Genomic DNA, 17,379 nt, shown 5'->3' on the forward strand with positions numbered 1-17,379 from the left:
CATGTCTGCATCAGGAGAAGTTTCAACTTCGGAGTACATAAGTCATCACCTGAAGCACCTTCAGTTGGACTTGCGTACCTTTGAGTTGGTCAATCCCCACGCTAGTGGTTATGAGGCGACGTTCTGGACGTTGAATATCGACTCGCTTTTTTTCTCCATCGTATTAGGGATGTTGTTTCTATTTGTATTCAGAAGAGTCGCGGTTCGCGCCACTGACGGCGTTCCGGGCAAATTTCAGACTGCAATAGAAATGGTAATCGGCTTCGTTGATAACACCGTGCGTGATATGTATCACGGCAAGAGCAAAGTGATAGCTCCTCTGGCTTTGACTGTGTTCGTCTGGGTGTTACTCATGAACGCATTGGACTTGCTGCCAATCGATTTGATTCCTTTAATCGGTGAACACTTCTTCGGTTTGCCTGCTCTGCGTATTGTTCCAACCGCAGATGTCAGTGTCACTTTGTCGATGGCTCTCGGTGTCTTTGTCCTCATTCTGTTCTACAGCATTAAGATGAAAGGAATTCGTGGTTTTGCGAAGGAGCTGACGTTACAGCCTTTCAATCATCCACTTTTTATTCCAATTAACTTAATCTTGGAAGGGGTCAGTTTGCTGTCTAAACCTATATCACTCGGTCTGCGACTGTTTGGTAATATGTATGCGGGTGAATTGATCTTTATTCTTATTGCGGCTCTTCTACCGTGGGGAGCACAGTGGTTACTCAGCTTGCCTTGGGCGATTTTCCACATACTGATTATTACGTTACAAGCCTTTATTTTCATGGTTCTGACGATTGTTTATCTGTCGATGGCATCTGAAGAGCATTAATTTTTATCAATCAATAATTGTGTTTTAACTTGAAACAAACTGGAGACTGTCATGGATATAAACATGGATCTGCTGTACATAGCTGCCGCTATTCTGATGGGTTTGGCGGCTATTGGTGCTGCGATCGGTATCGGCATCCTCGGGGGTAAATTCCTGGAAGGCGCTGCTCGCCAACCTGATCTGATTCCTCTGCTGCGTACGCAGTTCTTTATCGTCATGGGCTTGGTTGACGCCATCCCGATGATTGCTGTGGGCCTGGGCTTGTTTATGATGTTCGCTGTTGGCGGTTAATAGATAGCAGAACTTAAAATTACGCCAATTCATTAATTGAAATAGAGGTATTGTGTCGTGAATATTAACGCAACAATCCTCGGCCAGGCCTTAGCGTTTGTCCTGTTTGTTTTGTTCTGCATGAAGTATGTATGGCCACCAATCATGGCGGCCATTGAAAAACGTCAGAAAGAGATTGCTGACGGTTTGGCTTCAGCAGAGCGTGCCAAAAAGAACCTGGACTTAGCGCAAGCCAATGCGACCGACCAACTGAAAAAAGCGAAAGCTGATGCACAAGTTATCATTGAGCAGGCTAATAAACAAAAAGCCCAAATTATCGATGATGCTAAAGCAGAAGCAGAGCTGGAACGTAACAGAATTGTAGCGCAAGCCCATGCTGAAATTGAGGCTGAACGCAAGCGCGCTCGTGAAGAGTTACGTAAACAGGTTGCGATGCTGGCTATCGCAGGTGCCGAGAAAATCATCGAACGTTCCGTGGATGAAGCTGCTAACAGCGACATCGTTGATAAACTGGTCGCTGAACTGTAAGGAGGGAGGGGCATGTCTGAATTTGCTACGGTAGCTCGCCCCTACGCCAAAGCAGCTTTTGACTTTGCTGTAGAACATCAATCTCTCGAACACTGGCAGAACATGCTGGCGTTCATTGCTGAGGTTACTCGCAATGAGCAGGTTGGTGAGCTGCTTTCCGGTTCATTCGCACCGGAAACGTTAGCCAAAACCTTCATCACCCTTTGTGGTGAGCAGGTTGATGAGCATGCTCAGAACTTTATTCGTGTAATGGCAGAAAATGGTCGCTTGCTGGTACTGCCAGAAGTCTTCCAGCAATTTATCCAATTGCGTGCGTCACTTGAATCGACTATCGATGTTGAAGTGATTTCTGCGTCCGAACTGAATGAGCAGCAGCAGGCTAAAATTTCTGCGGCGATGGAAAAACGTCTGTCACGCAAAGTGAAGCTGAATTGCAAAATTGACAAGTCTGTTATTGCCGGCGTGATTATCCATGCAGGTGACATGGTGATCGATGGCAGCATTCGTGGCCGCCTGGATCGTTTAACAGACGTCTTGCAGTCTTAAGGGGACTGGAGCATATGCAACTGAATTCCACCGAAATCAGCGAACTGATCAAACAGCGTATTGCTCAGTTCAATGTCGTGAGCGAAGCTCACAATGAAGGTACGATTGTTTCCGTTAACGACGGTATCATTCGTATCCACGGTTTAGCCGATGTCATGCAAGGTGAAATGCTTTCCCTGCCTGGCAACCGTTACGCAATTGCACTGAACCTGGAGCGCGACTCTGTAGGTGCGGTTGTGATGGGTCCGTATGCTGACTTGGCCGAAGGCATGAAAGTCAAATGTACTGGCCGTATTTTGGAAGTGCCTGTTGGTCGTGGTCTGCTGGGTCGTGTTGTTAACACACTGGGTGAACCAATTGATGGCAAGGGCGCTATTGAGAACGATGGCTTCTCACCTGTAGAAGTTATCGCACCAGGTGTTATCGATCGTCAATCTGTTGACCAGCCTGTCCAGACAGGTTACAAATCCGTTGATGCCATGATCCCAATCGGCCGCGGCCAGCGTGAGTTGGTAATCGGTGACCGTCAGACCGGTAAAACCGCTCTGGCTATTGATGCGATCATCAACCAGCGTAATTCTGGTATCAAATGTGTCTATGTTGCAATTGGCCAAAAAGCCTCTACCATTGCTAACGTAGTTCGTAAACTGGAAGAACACGACGCACTGGAAAACACTATCGTTGTTGTTGCATCCGCTTCTGAATCTGCGGCTCTGCAATATCTGGCACCCTACTCTGGCTGTGCGATGGGTGAATACTTCCGTGATCGCGGTGAAGATGCACTGATTGTTTACGATGATCTGTCTAAACAAGCTGTAGCATACCGTCAGATTTCCCTATTGCTGCGTCGTCCACCTGGACGTGAAGCATACCCTGGTGACGTTTTCTATTTGCACTCCCGTTTGCTGGAGCGTGCAGCGCGTGTTAACGCTGAATACGTTGAAAAATTCACTAATGGTGAAGTGAAGGGTAAAACCGGTTCTCTGACCGCACTGCCAATCATTGAAACTCAGGCGGGTGACGTTTCTGCATTCGTGCCAACAAACGTTATCTCCATCACTGATGGTCAGATCTTCCTTGAATCGTCTCTGTTCAACTCAGGTATCCGTCCAGCGGTTAACCCAGGGATTTCCGTATCCCGTGTAGGTGGTGCTGCTCAGACTAAGATCATCAAGAAACTGTCTGGTGGTATTCGTACCGCTCTGGCTCAGTACCGCGAACTGGCAGCATTCTCCCAGTTTGCTTCTGATCTGGATGACGCAACGCGTAAGCAGTTGGATCATGGTCAGAAAGTCACTGAGTTGCTGAAACAGAAACAGTATCAGCCGATGTCTATTGCACAGCAGGCTCTGTCTCTGTTTGCTGCTGAGCGTGGTTATCTGGAAGATATCGAAATCGCAAAAGTGGTCAGTTTCGAAGCTGCGCTGTTGGCGTATGCTAACCGTGAACATGCTGATCTTCTGAAAGAGATTGACCAGTCTGGTGATTACAATGGAGAGATTGAAGCGAAGCTGAAAGCTCTGTTGGAATCCTTCAAGGCGACTCAGTCCTGGTAACACTATTCGGCCCTGTTTGATTCTATTTAATGAAAAAACTTGGGCCGTCTGGTTGAATTCGGAGAAGCAGAAATGGCCGGCGCAAAAGAGATACGTACCAAAATCGCCAGTGTGCAGAACACGCAAAAAATCACTAAAGCGATGGAGATGGTCGCCGCGTCCAAAATGCGTAAAACGCAGGATCGCATGGCGGCCAGCCGTCCTTATGCAGAAACCATTCGCAATGTGATTGGACACCTTGCGTTAGGTAATCTGGAATACAAACATCCATACCTTGAAGAGCGCGAAGTCAAGCGTGTTGGGTACGTGGTTGTTTCGACTGATCGTGGTTTATGTGGCGGTTTGAACATTAACGTGTTCAAAAAATTGCTGATAGAAATGAAAGACTGGTCTGATAAAAACGTCCAAGTTGATTTGGCGCTTATTGGATCAAAAGCGGTTTCCTTCTTTTCTTCTGTTGGTGGCAACATTGTTGCTCAAGTAACAGGGATGGGAGATAACCCGTCATTATCCGAACTGATCGGGCCAGTCCACGTCATGATGCAAGCATATGACGAAGGGCGTCTGGATAAACTGTATATAGTGACAAACAAGTTCATGAATACAATGTCTCAGGTTCCGACGATCACTCAGTTATTGCCTCTGCCAGCCGGAGACGATGAAACACTGAAGAAGAAGTCTTGGGACTATCTGTATGAACCTGATCCTAAGGCGCTGTTGGATACCCTGCTGCGTCGCTATATAGAAGCGCAAGTTTATCAGGGCGTCGTTGAAAACCTGGCTAGTGAACAGGCCGCACGAATGGTAGCGATGAAAGCCGCGACCGATAACGGTGGCAACCTGATCAAAGAGTTGCAGTTGGTTTACAACAAAGCTCGTCAGGCCAGCATCACTCAGGAACTCACCGAAATCGTTTCGGGTGCTTCTGCGGTTTAACAGCTAGGTTTACGAATTACGTAGAGGATTCAAGATGGCTACTGGAAAGATTATCCAGGTAATCGGCGCCGTGGTGGACGTCGAATTCCCTCAGGACAGCGTACCAAAAGTATACGATGCCCTTGAGGTTAAAAACGGTGAAGAAAAACTGGTGCTGGAAGTTCAGCAGCAGTTAGGTGGTGGTATCGTTCGTTGTATAGCAATGGGTACCTCCGATGGCCTGCGCCGTAATTTGGACGTGACTGATTTAGGGCACCCAATCGAAGTACCAGTGGGTAAAGCGACACTGGGCCGTATCATGAACGTATTGGGTGATCCAATTGATATGAAAGGTGAGATTGGCGAAGAAGAGCGCTGGTCAATTCATCGTACAGCACCATCCTATGAAGAGTTATCTAACTCTCAGGAACTGTTGGAAACCGGTATCAAGGTGATGGACTTGATCTGCCCATTCGCTAAGGGTGGTAAAGTTGGTTTGTTTGGTGGTGCGGGTGTAGGTAAAACCGTTAACATGATGGAGCTGATCCGTAACATCGCGATCGAGCACTCAGGTTATTCTGTATTTGCCGGTGTTGGTGAGCGTACCCGTGAAGGTAACGACTTCTATCATGAAATGACTGATTCAAACGTACTGGACAAAGTATCTCTGGTATACGGTCAGATGAATGAGCCACCAGGAAACCGTCTGCGTGTTGCATTGACAGGTTTGACGATGGCGGAAAAATTCCGTGATGAAGGCCGTGACGTTCTGTTGTTCGTTGATAACATTTACCGTTATACCTTGGCAGGGACAGAAGTATCTGCACTGTTGGGTCGTATGCCATCTGCGGTAGGTTATCAGCCAACGCTGGCGGAAGAGATGGGTGCCCTGCAAGAGCGTATCACCTCAACCAAAACGGGCTCCATCACCTCCGTACAGGCAGTTTACGTTCCTGCGGATGACTTGACTGACCCATCACCTGCGACAACTTTTGCTCACTTGGATGCAACCGTCGTATTGAGCCGCCAGATTGCATCTCTGGGTATTTACCCAGCGGTTGACCCTCTGGATTCAACCAGCCGTCAGCTTGACCCACTGGTTGTTGGTCAGGAGCATTATGACGTGGCTCGTGGTGTTCAGTCTATCCTGCAACGTTATCAGGAACTGAAAGACATCATTGCCATTCTGGGTATGGACGAACTGTCTGAAGACGACAAGCTGGTTGTGGCACGTGCCCGTAAGATCCAGCGCTTCCTGTCTCAGCCATTCTTCGTTGCAGAAGTCTTCACCGGTTCACCAGGTAAATTCGTTTCTCTGAAAGACACTATCCGTGGCTTCAAAGGCATCCTGAACGGTGATTATGACCACCTGCCAGAGCAGGCGTTCTACATGGTTGGTACCATCGAAGAAGCTGTGGAAAAAGCGAAAACGCTTTAATACGGCTGACGGGAGGTTGATATGGCTGCAATGACGTTCTCCCTGAACGTAGTCAGTGCTGAAAAACAGATGTTTGAAGGGCTGGTACAGAAAATTCAGGTGACAGGTAGTGAAGGTGAGCTGGGGATTTATCCTCAACACACGCCACTGCTTACTGCCATAAAACCGGGCATGATACGTATTGTTAAGCAGTTTGGTGAAGAAGAATTTATCTACCTGTCAGGTGGTATTCTTGAAGTTCAGCCAAACGGCGTTATCGTACTGGCCGATACAGCGATCCGTGGTAAGGATTTGGACGAAGCTAAAGTGCTTGAAGCCAAGCGCAAGGCAGAAGAACACATCCGTAATTCTCACGGCGATGTTGATTATGCTCAGGCATCTGCTGAATTGTCGAAAGCGATCGCGAAACTTCGCGTTATCGAGCTGACAAAAAAAATGATGTAATGTACCAAAGGGTATAGGCAGTTAGATAAAAAGCCAGTTGGTGAAAACTAACTGGCTTTTTTGCATTGCGAAATATGTGGCAATTTATTTCGCAAACAGGTTTACTTTCATACTTAAAAATTGGGATTGTCAGGTTTCTTATGTCTGTGATTGCAAATAATGACAACGTAAATAGTGTCGATACAAAAAGTGTCGTGATCCTTGCCGCAGGCAAGGGAACTCGCATGTATTCCGCGCTTCCTAAAGTTCTGCACTTGCTAGCCGGTAAGCCGATGGTTCAGCATGTTATTGATACCGCAATGGCGTTGGGTGCCCAAAATATTCACTTGGTTTATGGTCATGGTGGGGATTTGATGAAACAAGCCCTTCCCAACCAAGATCTAAATTGGGTACTGCAAGCAGAACAGCTTGGCACGGGTCATGCCATGCAGCAAGCTGCTCCGCATTTTTCGGATGATGAAGATATTCTGATCCTTTACGGTGATGTGCCCTTGATTGGTAAAGATACTTTGGCGCGTTTGATTGAAGCTAAGCCAGAGGGTGGAATTGGTTTATTAACCGCGATACTGGATAATCCAACGGGCTATGGTCGTATCATTCGTGAAAATGGTGAAGTGACGGGCATTATCGAACAGAAAGATGCAACGGAAGAACAGCGTAAAATCAACGAGATTAATACCGGTATTTTGGTAGCGAATGGCGGTGATTTGAAACGTTGGTTATCAAGGTTGGAAAACAATAACGCACAGGGAGAATATTACCTGACGGATGTTATTGCGCTTGCACACAAAGAAGGTCGTCAAATCAAGGCGGTACACCCAAGCCGTTTAAGTGAGATGGAAGGAGTCAACAATCGCCAGCAACTTTCTGCCTTGGAGCGTATTTATCAATCTGAGCAAGCAGAAAAATTACTGTTGGCGGGCGTCATGTTGTTAGATCCTGCTCGTTTTGATTTGCGTGGAACATTAGAACATGGTCGAGATGTGGTAATTGATACCAATGTGATTATTAAAGGTCATGTCACATTGGGAAATAATGTTCAGATTGGCTCTGGTTGTATCCTGAAAAATTGTGTTATTGGTGATGGGGTAGTTATTGACCCTTACACTATCATCGAAGATTCTGAAATTGCGGCTGAGTGCACTATTGGGCCTTTTGCCCGTTTACGCCCTGGCTCCAAATTGGCGGAAAAAGCTCACGTTGGCAATTTCGTTGAAATGAAAAAATCCTCGCTTGGCAAAGGTTCCAAGGCTGGTCATCTGACTTATCTTGGTGATTCTGAAATTGGTAATAATGTCAATATTGGTGCGGGAACCATTACTTGTAACTATGATGGCGCCAATAAATTTAAGACCATCATTGGTGATGATGTTTTTGTTGGTTCTGACACCCAACTTGTTGCGCCAGTTACGATAGCGAAAGGCGCGACTATTGGTGCCGGAACCACAGTAACAAAAGACGTTGCTGAGAATGACTTGGTTATCAGTCGTGTAAAACAAACCCATATTAAAAACTGGCAGCGTCCAGTAAAGAAAAAATAACCAAGATATATCCACAATAAAAATCCCCATCTCTACAAAGCTCGGGGACGGCAAAGCCGAAACACAATTTGCCGTAAGATAATCAGGTTGGCGACATAAAAGGGCTTCATCGCCCTGTTTTTAGGAATAAAACAAAATGTGTGGAATTGTTGGTGCAGTAGCACAACGAGATATTGCAGAAATACTGATCGAAGGTCTTCGTCGCCTAGAGTATCGTGGTTATGACTCTGCGGGTATGGCTGTCGTTGACAGTGAAAACCGCATGACTCGCCTGCGTGAAGTGGGTAAAGTGCAGATGTTGGCTGATGAAGCAGACAAACAGCCTGTCATTGGTGGAACGGGGATTGCTCATACTCGTTGGGCGACTCACGGTGAACCAAGCGAACGTAATGCCCATCCCCATGTTTCTGAACACATTGCTGTTGTGCATAATGGCATTATTGAAAACCACGAAGAACTGCGTGAAGAATTGAAAGCGCGTGGTTACACCTTCTCTTCTGATACAGATACAGAAACCATTGCCCATCTTGTTCACTGGGAGCAGCAACAGAGCGGTTCGCTGCTGGAAGTGGTGCAGCGTGTGATTCCAAAATTGCGTGGCGCTTATGGCACTGTAATTATGGATAGCCGTCATCCTGATGTACTGGTTGCTGCACGTTCTGGCAGCCCATTGGTCATTGGCTTAGGTGTGGGTGAAAACTTCCTGGCATCAGATCAATTAGCATTACTGCCAGTGACCCGCCGCTTTATCTATCTGGAAGAAGGTGATATTGCAGAAATCACTCGCCGTACCGTTCGTATCTTTGATGTACAGGGCAAAGCGGTTGAACGTGAACAAATTGAATCTAGCGTTCAGTACGATGCAGGTGATAAAGGTGTATACCGCCATTACATGCAGAAAGAGATTTACGAACAACCGATGGCGATCAAAAGCACATTGGAAGGCCGTTTGAGCAATGGTCAGGTAAATCTGTCAGAACTGGGCGCTAATGCTGCGCAATTGCTGTCTCAAGTTGAGCATATCCAAATCGTTGCTTGCGGTACTTCCTACAATGCGGGAATGGTTTCGCGCTACTGGTTTGAATCACTGGCAGGTATTCCATGTGATGTTGAAATTGCTTCTGAATTTCGTTACCGCAAGCCAGCGCGCCGTAAAGGAAGCCTGCTGATCACTCTGTCCCAATCTGGTGAAACGGCTGATACCTTGGCTGCTCTGCGTTTATCCAAAGAACTGGGTTATCTGACTTCGTTGACCATCTGTAACGTTGCCGGTTCCTCTTTGGTACGTGAATCTGAATTTGCCCTGATGACCAAAGCAGGGGCTGAAATCGGCGTGGCGTCCACTAAAGCCTTTACCACCCAGCTAACTGTATTGCTGATGCTGGTGGCTTATATAGGACGCCTGAAAGGTGCAGATGCAGCACTGGAACAAAATATTGTCCATGCCCTACATGCCCTGCCAAGCCGCATTGAAAGCATGTTATCTAAAGATAAGTTGATTGAAGCATTGGCAGAAGATTTCTCTGAAAAACATCATGCCTTGTTCCTTGGCCGTGGCGATCAATACCCGATCGCGGTTGAAGGTGCACTGAAACTGAAAGAGATCTCCTATATTCACGCAGAAGCCTACGCTGCCGGTGAATTGAAGCATGGTCCATTGGCATTGATCGACGCGGATATGCCAGTGATCATCGTTGCACCGAACAACGAACTGCTGGAAAAATTGAAATCCAATATCGAAGAAGTCCGTGCCCGTGGCGGTTTGTTGTATGTCTTCGCCGATCAGGATGCGGGTTTCACCAACAGCGAAAATATGAAGATCATCTCCCTGCCACACGTAGAAGAGCTGATCGCACCGATCTTCTATACCGTGCCACTGCAATTACTGTCTTACCACGTTGCATTGATCAAAGGCACGGATGTGGATCAACCGAGGAATTTGGCGAAGTCAGTGACGGTGGAGTGATGGTGTTGTAGTTAACTATCAGAGATCTGTCTTATAAAGGCAGATCTCACCACATTTGGATAATTTGCACGTAATGAATTTATCATTTTTTTCTGCAAACAGATCATAGTTATTTTCAAGTATGATGTCTGAACTAAACTCAATATATCCTCAAAAAACTCACAGTTTCGATTGTTGCTATGTGACTTGACAATCAAAGTTTCTACTGCATAACTAAGCAAGATTTTATTTCTTTATGTGATTTTTTCATTCATTAATCACATGATTTGTTATTAATTTTAAAAGAATAATGTGACCACTGAGGTTGTCACACTAAACGGAAAAGATATGAACCACAGCGTACACAATAAACTAGTTTCTTTTATTTGGAACATTGCTGATGATTGCCTGCGTGACGTGTATGTACGCGGTAAGTATCGTGATGTGATCCTGCCTATGGTGGTGTTGCGCCGTTTGGATACCTTGCTGGAGCCGACCAAAGAAGCGGTACTTGAAGAAGTTAGGTTCCAGAAAGAAGAGATGAATTCCATTGAGCTGGATGATGATCCGTTAATAAAAGCTAGCGGCTATGTGTTTTACAACACCTCCAAATGGACACTAAAAACATTGCTCAATACCGCAACTAACAACCAGCAAATCTTGCTTGAAAACTTTAATGAGTACTTGTTGGGGTTTAGTAACAACGTTAAAGAGATTATTGAGTGTTTTAATCTGAAGTCGCAAATCCGCCATATGGCTTCTAAGCAAGTACTCCTAGACGTAGTTGAAAAGTTTGTATCAGATTATATAAACCTAACCCCAAAAGAGACCACCGATCCAGATGGCAATAAACTACCAGCTCTTACCAACTTGGGAATGGGGTATGTCTTTGAGGAACTTATCCGTAAATTCAATGAAGAAAACAATGAAGAGGCTGGTGAGCATTTCACACCGCGCGAAGTGATTGAATTGATGGTTCACTTACTTTTTGATCCAGTAGAAGGCTCGTTACCACTCACCATGACCGTGTATGATCCCGCTTGTGGTAGTGGCGGTATGCTTACGGAATCGCAAAACTTTATTAAAGAAAAGTATCCAAAAGATAACCGCGACATTTACCTGTATGGTAAGGAAATTAACGACGAAACGTATGCCATCTGTAAATCCGATATGATCATTAAGAATAATAATCCGGAAAATATCAGGGTTGGCTCGACTTTATCTACTGACGAATTTTACTCAAATTGTTTCGATTTTATGCTGTCTAATCCTCCTTATGGCAAAAGCTGGGCGTCCGAACAGAAGCACATTAAAAATGGCACTGAAGTGATTGATCCACGCTTCAAGGTCAAATTAAAGGATTTTTGGGGTGTTGAATCTGACTATGATGCGACGCCTCGCTCAAGTGATGGTCAGTTACTGTTTCTGATGGAAATGGTCAGCAAAACGAAGTCACCAAAAATTAGCCCGTGGGGAAGTCGTATAGCTTCTGTTCACAATGGTTCTAGCTTATTTACCGGTGATGCGGGTGGTGGTGAGAGCAATATCCGTCGCTACATCATAGAAAACGATATGCTGGAGGCGATTGTTCAGCTACCAAATAACTTTTTTTATAACACGGGTATTACTACTTATATTTGGATACTGAGCAATAATAAATCAAAAAATCGTCGTGGCAAGGTTCAACTGATCGATGCCAGCCTTTTATATCGTAAATTGCGTAAGAACCTTGGCAATAAGAATTGTGAGTTTGCTCCTGAACATATTGAAGAAATAACCAGTACTTATCTATCCTGTGCCACTGTTGAGCGTCAATTGGATGCTAACGGTGATCCAGTTGGCATTGCTAGCCAAGTATTTCGTAACGATGATTTTGGTTACTACAAAGTCATCATTGAGCGCCCTGATCGCCGTAAAGCAAAATTCACTCATGATGCTATCAATCCACTTCGTTTTGACAAACAGTTAAGTGATGTTATGTCACACTTATATGCTGAGCATGGTGACAAGGTGTATGAGAAAGGTTTCCTGAAATCGATTGAAAAAGAGATTATATCTTGGTGTGAAGAAAATGACATCAGTTTGAATACTAAAGCGAAAGTCAAGCTTTTGGATATTAATCACTGGTTGTCACTCAAATCTGTGTATGAAACAGCTAAGCAATTAATGGCAGCAATTGGGACAAGTGAATTTGATGATTTCAACGTTTTTAAATCACAAGTGGAACAGGAGTTGAAAACACACCAAATTAAGCTCTCGGCTACCGAGAAAAACGCGATCCTGAACGCGGTGAGCTGGTATGATGAAACAGCGGCTAAGGTCATCAAAAAGGTAGTCAAATTAACGGGTGATAAACTTGATGAGCTTTTGGAATGCTACGAATGTGAAGTTTCAGATCTGCCTGATTTTGGTTTTTATCCTACAGACAAAAAAGGTGAATATGTCACCTATGAGACGAGTTCTGATTTGCGTGATAGCGAGTCCATACCGCTGAACCAAAGCATCTACGAATATTTTCAGAAAGAAGTGAAACCTTATGTCGATGAGGCATGGATCAACTTGGATTCAGTAAAAATCGGATATGAGATTAGCTTTAATAAATACTTCTATCGTCATAAACCACTTCGCACGCTTGAAGAGGTGGCATCAGATATCATTAGTCTGGAGCAGAAGGCTGAGGGCTTGATTGCGCAAATTCTGGGCTTGTCAGTTGAAAAGGCTCAAGGGTAAGGGGACATTCATGGTAAGTATTGCAGAAATGTCGAAATATGAGTCTTATAAAGACTCGGGTGAAGGTTGGATAGGAAACGTACCTTCTCACTGGGATGTAAAAAAATTAAAGCATCTGTTTTTTGAAAAAAAACATACAAAAAATATGAGCCTCAATTGTGGTTCTATTAGTTTTGGTGAAGTAGTAACCAAAAATGATGAGAAAGTACTTGAGAGTACTAAAGCGTCATATCAGGAAGTTTTGTCTGGTGAATTTTTGATTAATCCACTTAATCTCAATTATGACTTAATCAGTTTAAGAATAGCGTTATCGCAGATTAATGTTGTTGTAAGCGCTGGTTACCTTGTAATCAAGGAAAAAAGTGTACTTGATAAAGGGTACTTCAAATATCTTCTGCATAGGTACGACGTAGCTTATATTAAACTACTGGGCTCTGGTGTGCGGCAAACTATTAGTTTTAACCATATCGCAAATAGCATGTTGTTGTATCCACCTATTCAAGAACAATCAATCATAGCTAAATACCTCGGCCAAAAAACCGCCCAAATCGACGAAGCTATCTCAATCAAAGAGCAGCAAATAGCTTTGTTAAAAGAACGTAAGCAAATCACCATCCAGAAGGCTGTGACACAAGGACTTAATCCTAATGTACCGATGAAAGATTCAGGTGTGGATTGGATTGGGCAGATACCGGAACATTGGGAAGTTAGGAAATTAAAGTATTGTCTTACCCTGACTAAAGATAAAGTAGAAAGTAAGTATTCAGATTTTCAGTATCTTGGTATGGAGTCTGTTCAGGCAGGTACGGGGTTACTTAGCGGGGTAGATAGTGAAGCCGATGGACTCGCTAATATTTTTAAAAAAGGACAAATCTTATTCGGAAAATTAAGACCTTATCTTGCTAAAGTTTACTTAGCTGAATTTGGTGGGGTTTGTTCTACCGAATTTCTGGTATTTGATATTAATTCATCATTCAATAGAGAGTTTATATCAAAGTTATTATTATCTGACGGATTTATAAAAACAGTTGATGCATCTACTTATGGCTCAAAAATGCCAAGAGCAAATCCCGACTTCATTTTAAACATGCTATTACCTGTTCCTCCTAGCAATGAGCAAGCAAATATATCCAAATATATTAGTATAATATTAGATTTTTCTGAATCTGCTGAAAAAAATTTGATTCAGCAAATCAAAAAACTCAAAGAATACAAAACCTCACTCATCAATAGTGCTGTAACCGGCAAAATCAAAATAACACCTGAAATGACTGAAGCATAAGTAAACAGGCGTTATGTTTACAGTTACATCAAACTGATCTTGAAATGGATGTGGTGGGTAATAAAAACCTTCCCGCATCCAATTTTCTGTAACTTCTGCGATTCAGTCACAATCTATCGCTAGGCATCTCGCTTACATAAGTAAATTAGAATAACCTTTACAAGGTTCGTTGCAAAAAGTGACAGAGGCACTAGCGCAAAAGAATTTTGGATAAGGATAATTTGATTATGGTTAGTAAAACTAACGAACAAGCATTAGAGTCAACAATTGAGAAGTGCTTAGCGGGGATTAGTTCCGAAGAATTGAAAGAAGGTTTATCTCTTCAAGATACAGGGTTTGTATATTCTGTTGGATCATCTCCAGACTCCGCTGGGTATTCTATTGGAGTTCCTTTAGATTTCGACAATCAATATGCGTTAGATAAGCGGTTTTTCTGGCAGTTTTTGGAAAAAACACAAAAAGAAGAGCTTGCCAAACTCAAGAAAAATTCCCCCTCTGATTGGAAAAGAAAACTGCTTGAACGTTATGACCGTCTGATTAAAAAACATGGTGTCTTACATCTTCTTAAAAAAGGGTTAAGTGTCGATGATGCACACTTTGATCTGATGTATTCAGTACCACTAGCCAGTAGCAGCGATAAGGTAAAACAAAATTTTACTGACAATATTTTCAGTTGTACCCGACAAGTACGCTATTCACTTGCTAATCCGCGACAAGAAATTGACATGGTTTTGTTTATCAATGGCATTCCGATTATTACTCTGGAGCTTAAGAATGCCTGGACAGGCCAAACAGCAAGATACCATGGGAAAAAACAGTATCGTGAAGATAGAGATACTAACCAGCCATTATTAACTTTTGGGCGCTGTTTGGTACATATGGCGGTGGATACCGATGAAGTCTATATGACAACTAAGCTGGCAGGTAAAAATACCTTCTTCCTGCCGTTCAACAAGGGGTACAACCTTGGTCAGGGCAATCCACCCAATCGCAACGGACACAAAACAGCTTATCTATGGGAAGAAATTTTCACTAAAGAAAGCATTGCTAATATCATTCAGCACTTTGTTCGTCTGGATGGAACCAGTAAAGATCTGCTCTCAAAGAGAACACTTTTCTTTCCTCGTTATCATCAGTTGGATGTCGTGCGTAAGTTAGTGGCTCACGCATCGATCTACGGTATTGGTCAAACTTATTTAATTCAACATTCAGCCGGTTCAGGGAAGTCTAATTCCATTACATGGGCCGCTTATCAACTTATTGAAACCTATCCCGCTTCGGAAGCTATCTCAGATGGACGAGGTCTTGAGCAACCCTTATTTGACTCTGTCATTGTTGTGACAGATAGACGACTATTGGATGAGCAGCTTAGGAAGAATATTAAGGGTTTCTCTGAAGTTAAGAACATCATTGCATCGGTACATAAATCATCTGAGCTTAAACAAGCGTTAGAAAATGGTAAAAAGATCATTATCACAACGATCCAGAAATTTCCGTTTATCATTGATGGTATCGCTGACCTCAGTGACAAACGATTTGCAGTAATTATTGATGAGGCGCACAGCTCTCAGTCCGGGTCAGCGCATGACAATATGAACCAAGCCATGGGTAAACCGGATGTTGAAGAGGATGCGCAGGATAAGATCTTGCAAGCGATGAAATCACGCAAGATGCGTGGTAATGCATCTTATCTGGCGTTCACAGCAACCCCTAAGAACAGCACGCTGGAGAAGTTTGGTCAGTGTCAGGAGGATGGGTCATTTAAACCATTCCACCTGTACTCAATGAAGCAAGCCATTGAGGAAGGTTTTATTTTGGATGTGCTCGCTAACTACACTACTTATAGAAGTTACTACGAAATAGAAAAATCGATAGCTGAGAACCCTGAGTTTGATACTAAAAAAGCGCAGAAGAAGTTGCGTGCTTATGTTGAGCGTAGCCAGCAGACCATTGATACTAAAGCTGAGATCATGCTTGAACACTTTATCCCTCATATAGTGAATGCCAAAAAACTCAAAGGGAAAGGTAAAGGTATGGTCGTAACCCAGAACATTGAGACAGCGATTCGATACTACAAAGCAATTAGTCATATTTTAGAAGAGCAAGGCAACCCTTTTAAGGTGCTAATCGCCTTTTCAGGATCTAAAGAAGTCGATGGTATTGAATATACAGAGGCAGAGATCAATGGCTTTGCCGAAATGGATACTAAGGATAAGTTTGATACAGATGAATATCGTTTGCTTGTGGTTGCTAACAAGTACCTTACCGGATTTGATCAACCAAAACTTTGTGCAATGTATGTGGATAAGAAGTTGGCCAGCGTTTTATGTGTACAAACACTCTCTCGCTTAAATCGTAGTGCACCTAAATTGGGTAAGAAGACAGAAGACTTGTTTATATTGGATTTCTTTAACTCAGTGGAGGATATTAAAACAGCATTTGATCCCTTTTATACCGCAACATTACTGTCTCAGGCTACGGATATTAATGTCCTCCATGAGCTAAAAGATGAAATGGATGATGTGGGGGTTTATGAATGGTATGAAGTTGAAGATTTCGTTATCCGTTATTTCAATAATGAAGATGCTCAAACATTGAGTCCAATTATCGATAAGGCGGTTGGGCGGTTTGACAGCGAGCTAGATCTTACACCTCAGGCCAAAGTAGATTTCAAAATTAAAGCCAAGCAATTTGTGAAAATTTACAGCCAGATGGCATCCATCATGCCTTATGAATTTGTGTCATGGGAAAAACTGTTCTGGTTTCTTAAGTTTCTGATCCCTAAATTGAACGTGGAAGATCCAGACGAAGAGGTTTTCGACAAATTACTGGAGTCAGTAGATTTGAGTTCTTATGGTCTACAACGAGTTCAGCTAAATCATAGTATTAAATTGGATGACTCTGAGTCAGAACTAGAGCCTCAGAATCCTAATCCAAGAGGTGCCTATGGAATGGGGAAAGAAACCGAAGAATTAGATGAAATTATTCGTACTTTTAATGATAAATGGTTCCAGGGCTGGAGTGCAACCCCTGAGGAACAAAGGGTCAAGTTTGTGAATATAGCGGACAGTATCCGCAATCATCCTGATTTTGAAGCAAAGTATAAAAACAATCTAGATCCACATAACCGAGAGTTAGCTTTCGAAAAAATGTTGAAGGAAATTATGCTCCAGCGTCGAAAAGAGGAGCTGGAACTTTACAAACTGTTCGCAAACGATCCTGCCTTCAAAGTTTCCTGGACTCAAAGTATGCAACGAATAATTGGGGAATAGGTAATTGCCTTAATTTATAATTTTTTATTTTAAATACATTCAGTTAAAAAATTTGAAGCAATTCT

Annotated in this window: 13 protein-coding genes; all 13 read left to right on the top strand. The window is 43.4% G+C overall.

From position 1 onward, the window contains the following. Position 1: 1 nt before the first annotated feature. Positions 2–826 carry a F0F1 ATP synthase subunit A gene (gene atpB, locus Xentx_RS03865; protein ID WP_074018967.1) on the top strand — a complete coding sequence of 275 codons (825 nt, stop codon included), beginning with the start codon at positions 2–4 and terminating at the stop codon, positions 824–826. A gap of 51 nt (positions 827–877) precedes the next feature. After that, entirely contained in the window at positions 878–1,117 is a 240-nt protein-coding gene (gene atpE, locus Xentx_RS03870) for a F0F1 ATP synthase subunit C (RefSeq protein WP_045967711.1), read from the top strand. A gap of 57 nt (positions 1,118–1,174) precedes the next feature. Then, positions 1,175–1,645, top strand: coding sequence for a F0F1 ATP synthase subunit B (gene atpF, locus Xentx_RS03875; protein WP_047770880.1), 471 nt, complete (start codon positions 1,175–1,177; stop codon positions 1,643–1,645). A gap of 12 nt (positions 1,646–1,657) precedes the next feature. After that, entirely contained in the window at positions 1,658–2,191 is a 534-nt protein-coding gene (gene atpH, locus Xentx_RS03880; protein WP_074018968.1) for a F0F1 ATP synthase subunit delta, read from the top strand. A gap of 14 nt (positions 2,192–2,205) precedes the next feature. Further along, complete coding sequence (atpA, locus tag Xentx_RS03885) at positions 2,206–3,747, top strand: F0F1 ATP synthase subunit alpha (RefSeq protein WP_074018969.1); 1,542 nt, start codon at positions 2,206–2,208, stop codon at positions 3,745–3,747. Positions 3,748–3,819: 72 nt separating this feature from the next. Continuing rightward, a complete protein-coding gene (gene atpG, locus Xentx_RS03890; RefSeq protein ID WP_074019112.1) occupies positions 3,820–4,683 on the top strand; it encodes a F0F1 ATP synthase subunit gamma in 864 nt (287 codons plus the stop codon). 34 nt (positions 4,684–4,717) lie between these two features. Beyond that, entirely contained in the window at positions 4,718–6,100 is a 1,383-nt protein-coding gene (atpD, locus tag Xentx_RS03895; RefSeq protein WP_074018970.1) for a F0F1 ATP synthase subunit beta, read from the top strand. A 21-nt stretch (positions 6,101–6,121) separates the two neighbouring features. Continuing rightward, the gene (locus Xentx_RS03900; protein ID WP_045967700.1) at positions 6,122–6,544 is read left to right on the top strand and encodes a F0F1 ATP synthase subunit epsilon; all 423 of its coding nucleotides are present in this window, start codon (positions 6,122–6,124) and stop codon (positions 6,542–6,544) included. A 140-nt stretch (positions 6,545–6,684) separates the two neighbouring features. Beyond that, complete coding sequence (glmU, locus tag Xentx_RS03905; protein WP_074018971.1) at positions 6,685–8,085, top strand: bifunctional UDP-N-acetylglucosamine diphosphorylase/glucosamine-1-phosphate N-acetyltransferase GlmU; 1,401 nt, start codon at positions 6,685–6,687, stop codon at positions 8,083–8,085. A 136-nt stretch (positions 8,086–8,221) separates the two neighbouring features. Continuing rightward, on the top strand, positions 8,222–10,051 hold the full coding sequence (gene glmS, locus Xentx_RS03910; RefSeq protein WP_074018972.1) for a glutamine--fructose-6-phosphate transaminase (isomerizing): 1,830 nt from the start codon (positions 8,222–8,224) through the stop codon (positions 10,049–10,051). A gap of 327 nt (positions 10,052–10,378) precedes the next feature. Continuing rightward, complete coding sequence (locus tag Xentx_RS03915) at positions 10,379–12,760, top strand: type I restriction-modification system subunit M (protein WP_074018973.1); 2,382 nt, start codon at positions 10,379–10,381, stop codon at positions 12,758–12,760. A 10-nt stretch (positions 12,761–12,770) separates the two neighbouring features. Next, complete coding sequence (locus Xentx_RS03920; RefSeq protein ID WP_208607539.1) at positions 12,771–14,042, top strand: restriction endonuclease subunit S; 1,272 nt, start codon at positions 12,771–12,773, stop codon at positions 14,040–14,042. A gap of 227 nt (positions 14,043–14,269) precedes the next feature. After that, entirely contained in the window at positions 14,270–17,314 is a 3,045-nt protein-coding gene (locus tag Xentx_RS03925) for a type I restriction endonuclease subunit R (RefSeq protein WP_074018974.1), read from the top strand. The last annotated feature ends 65 nt before the right edge of the window (positions 17,315–17,379 follow it).

The sequence above is a fragment of the Xenorhabdus thuongxuanensis genome (assembly GCF_001908095.1).
GTDB lineage: Bacteria > Pseudomonadota > Gammaproteobacteria > Enterobacterales > Enterobacteriaceae > Xenorhabdus > Xenorhabdus thuongxuanensis.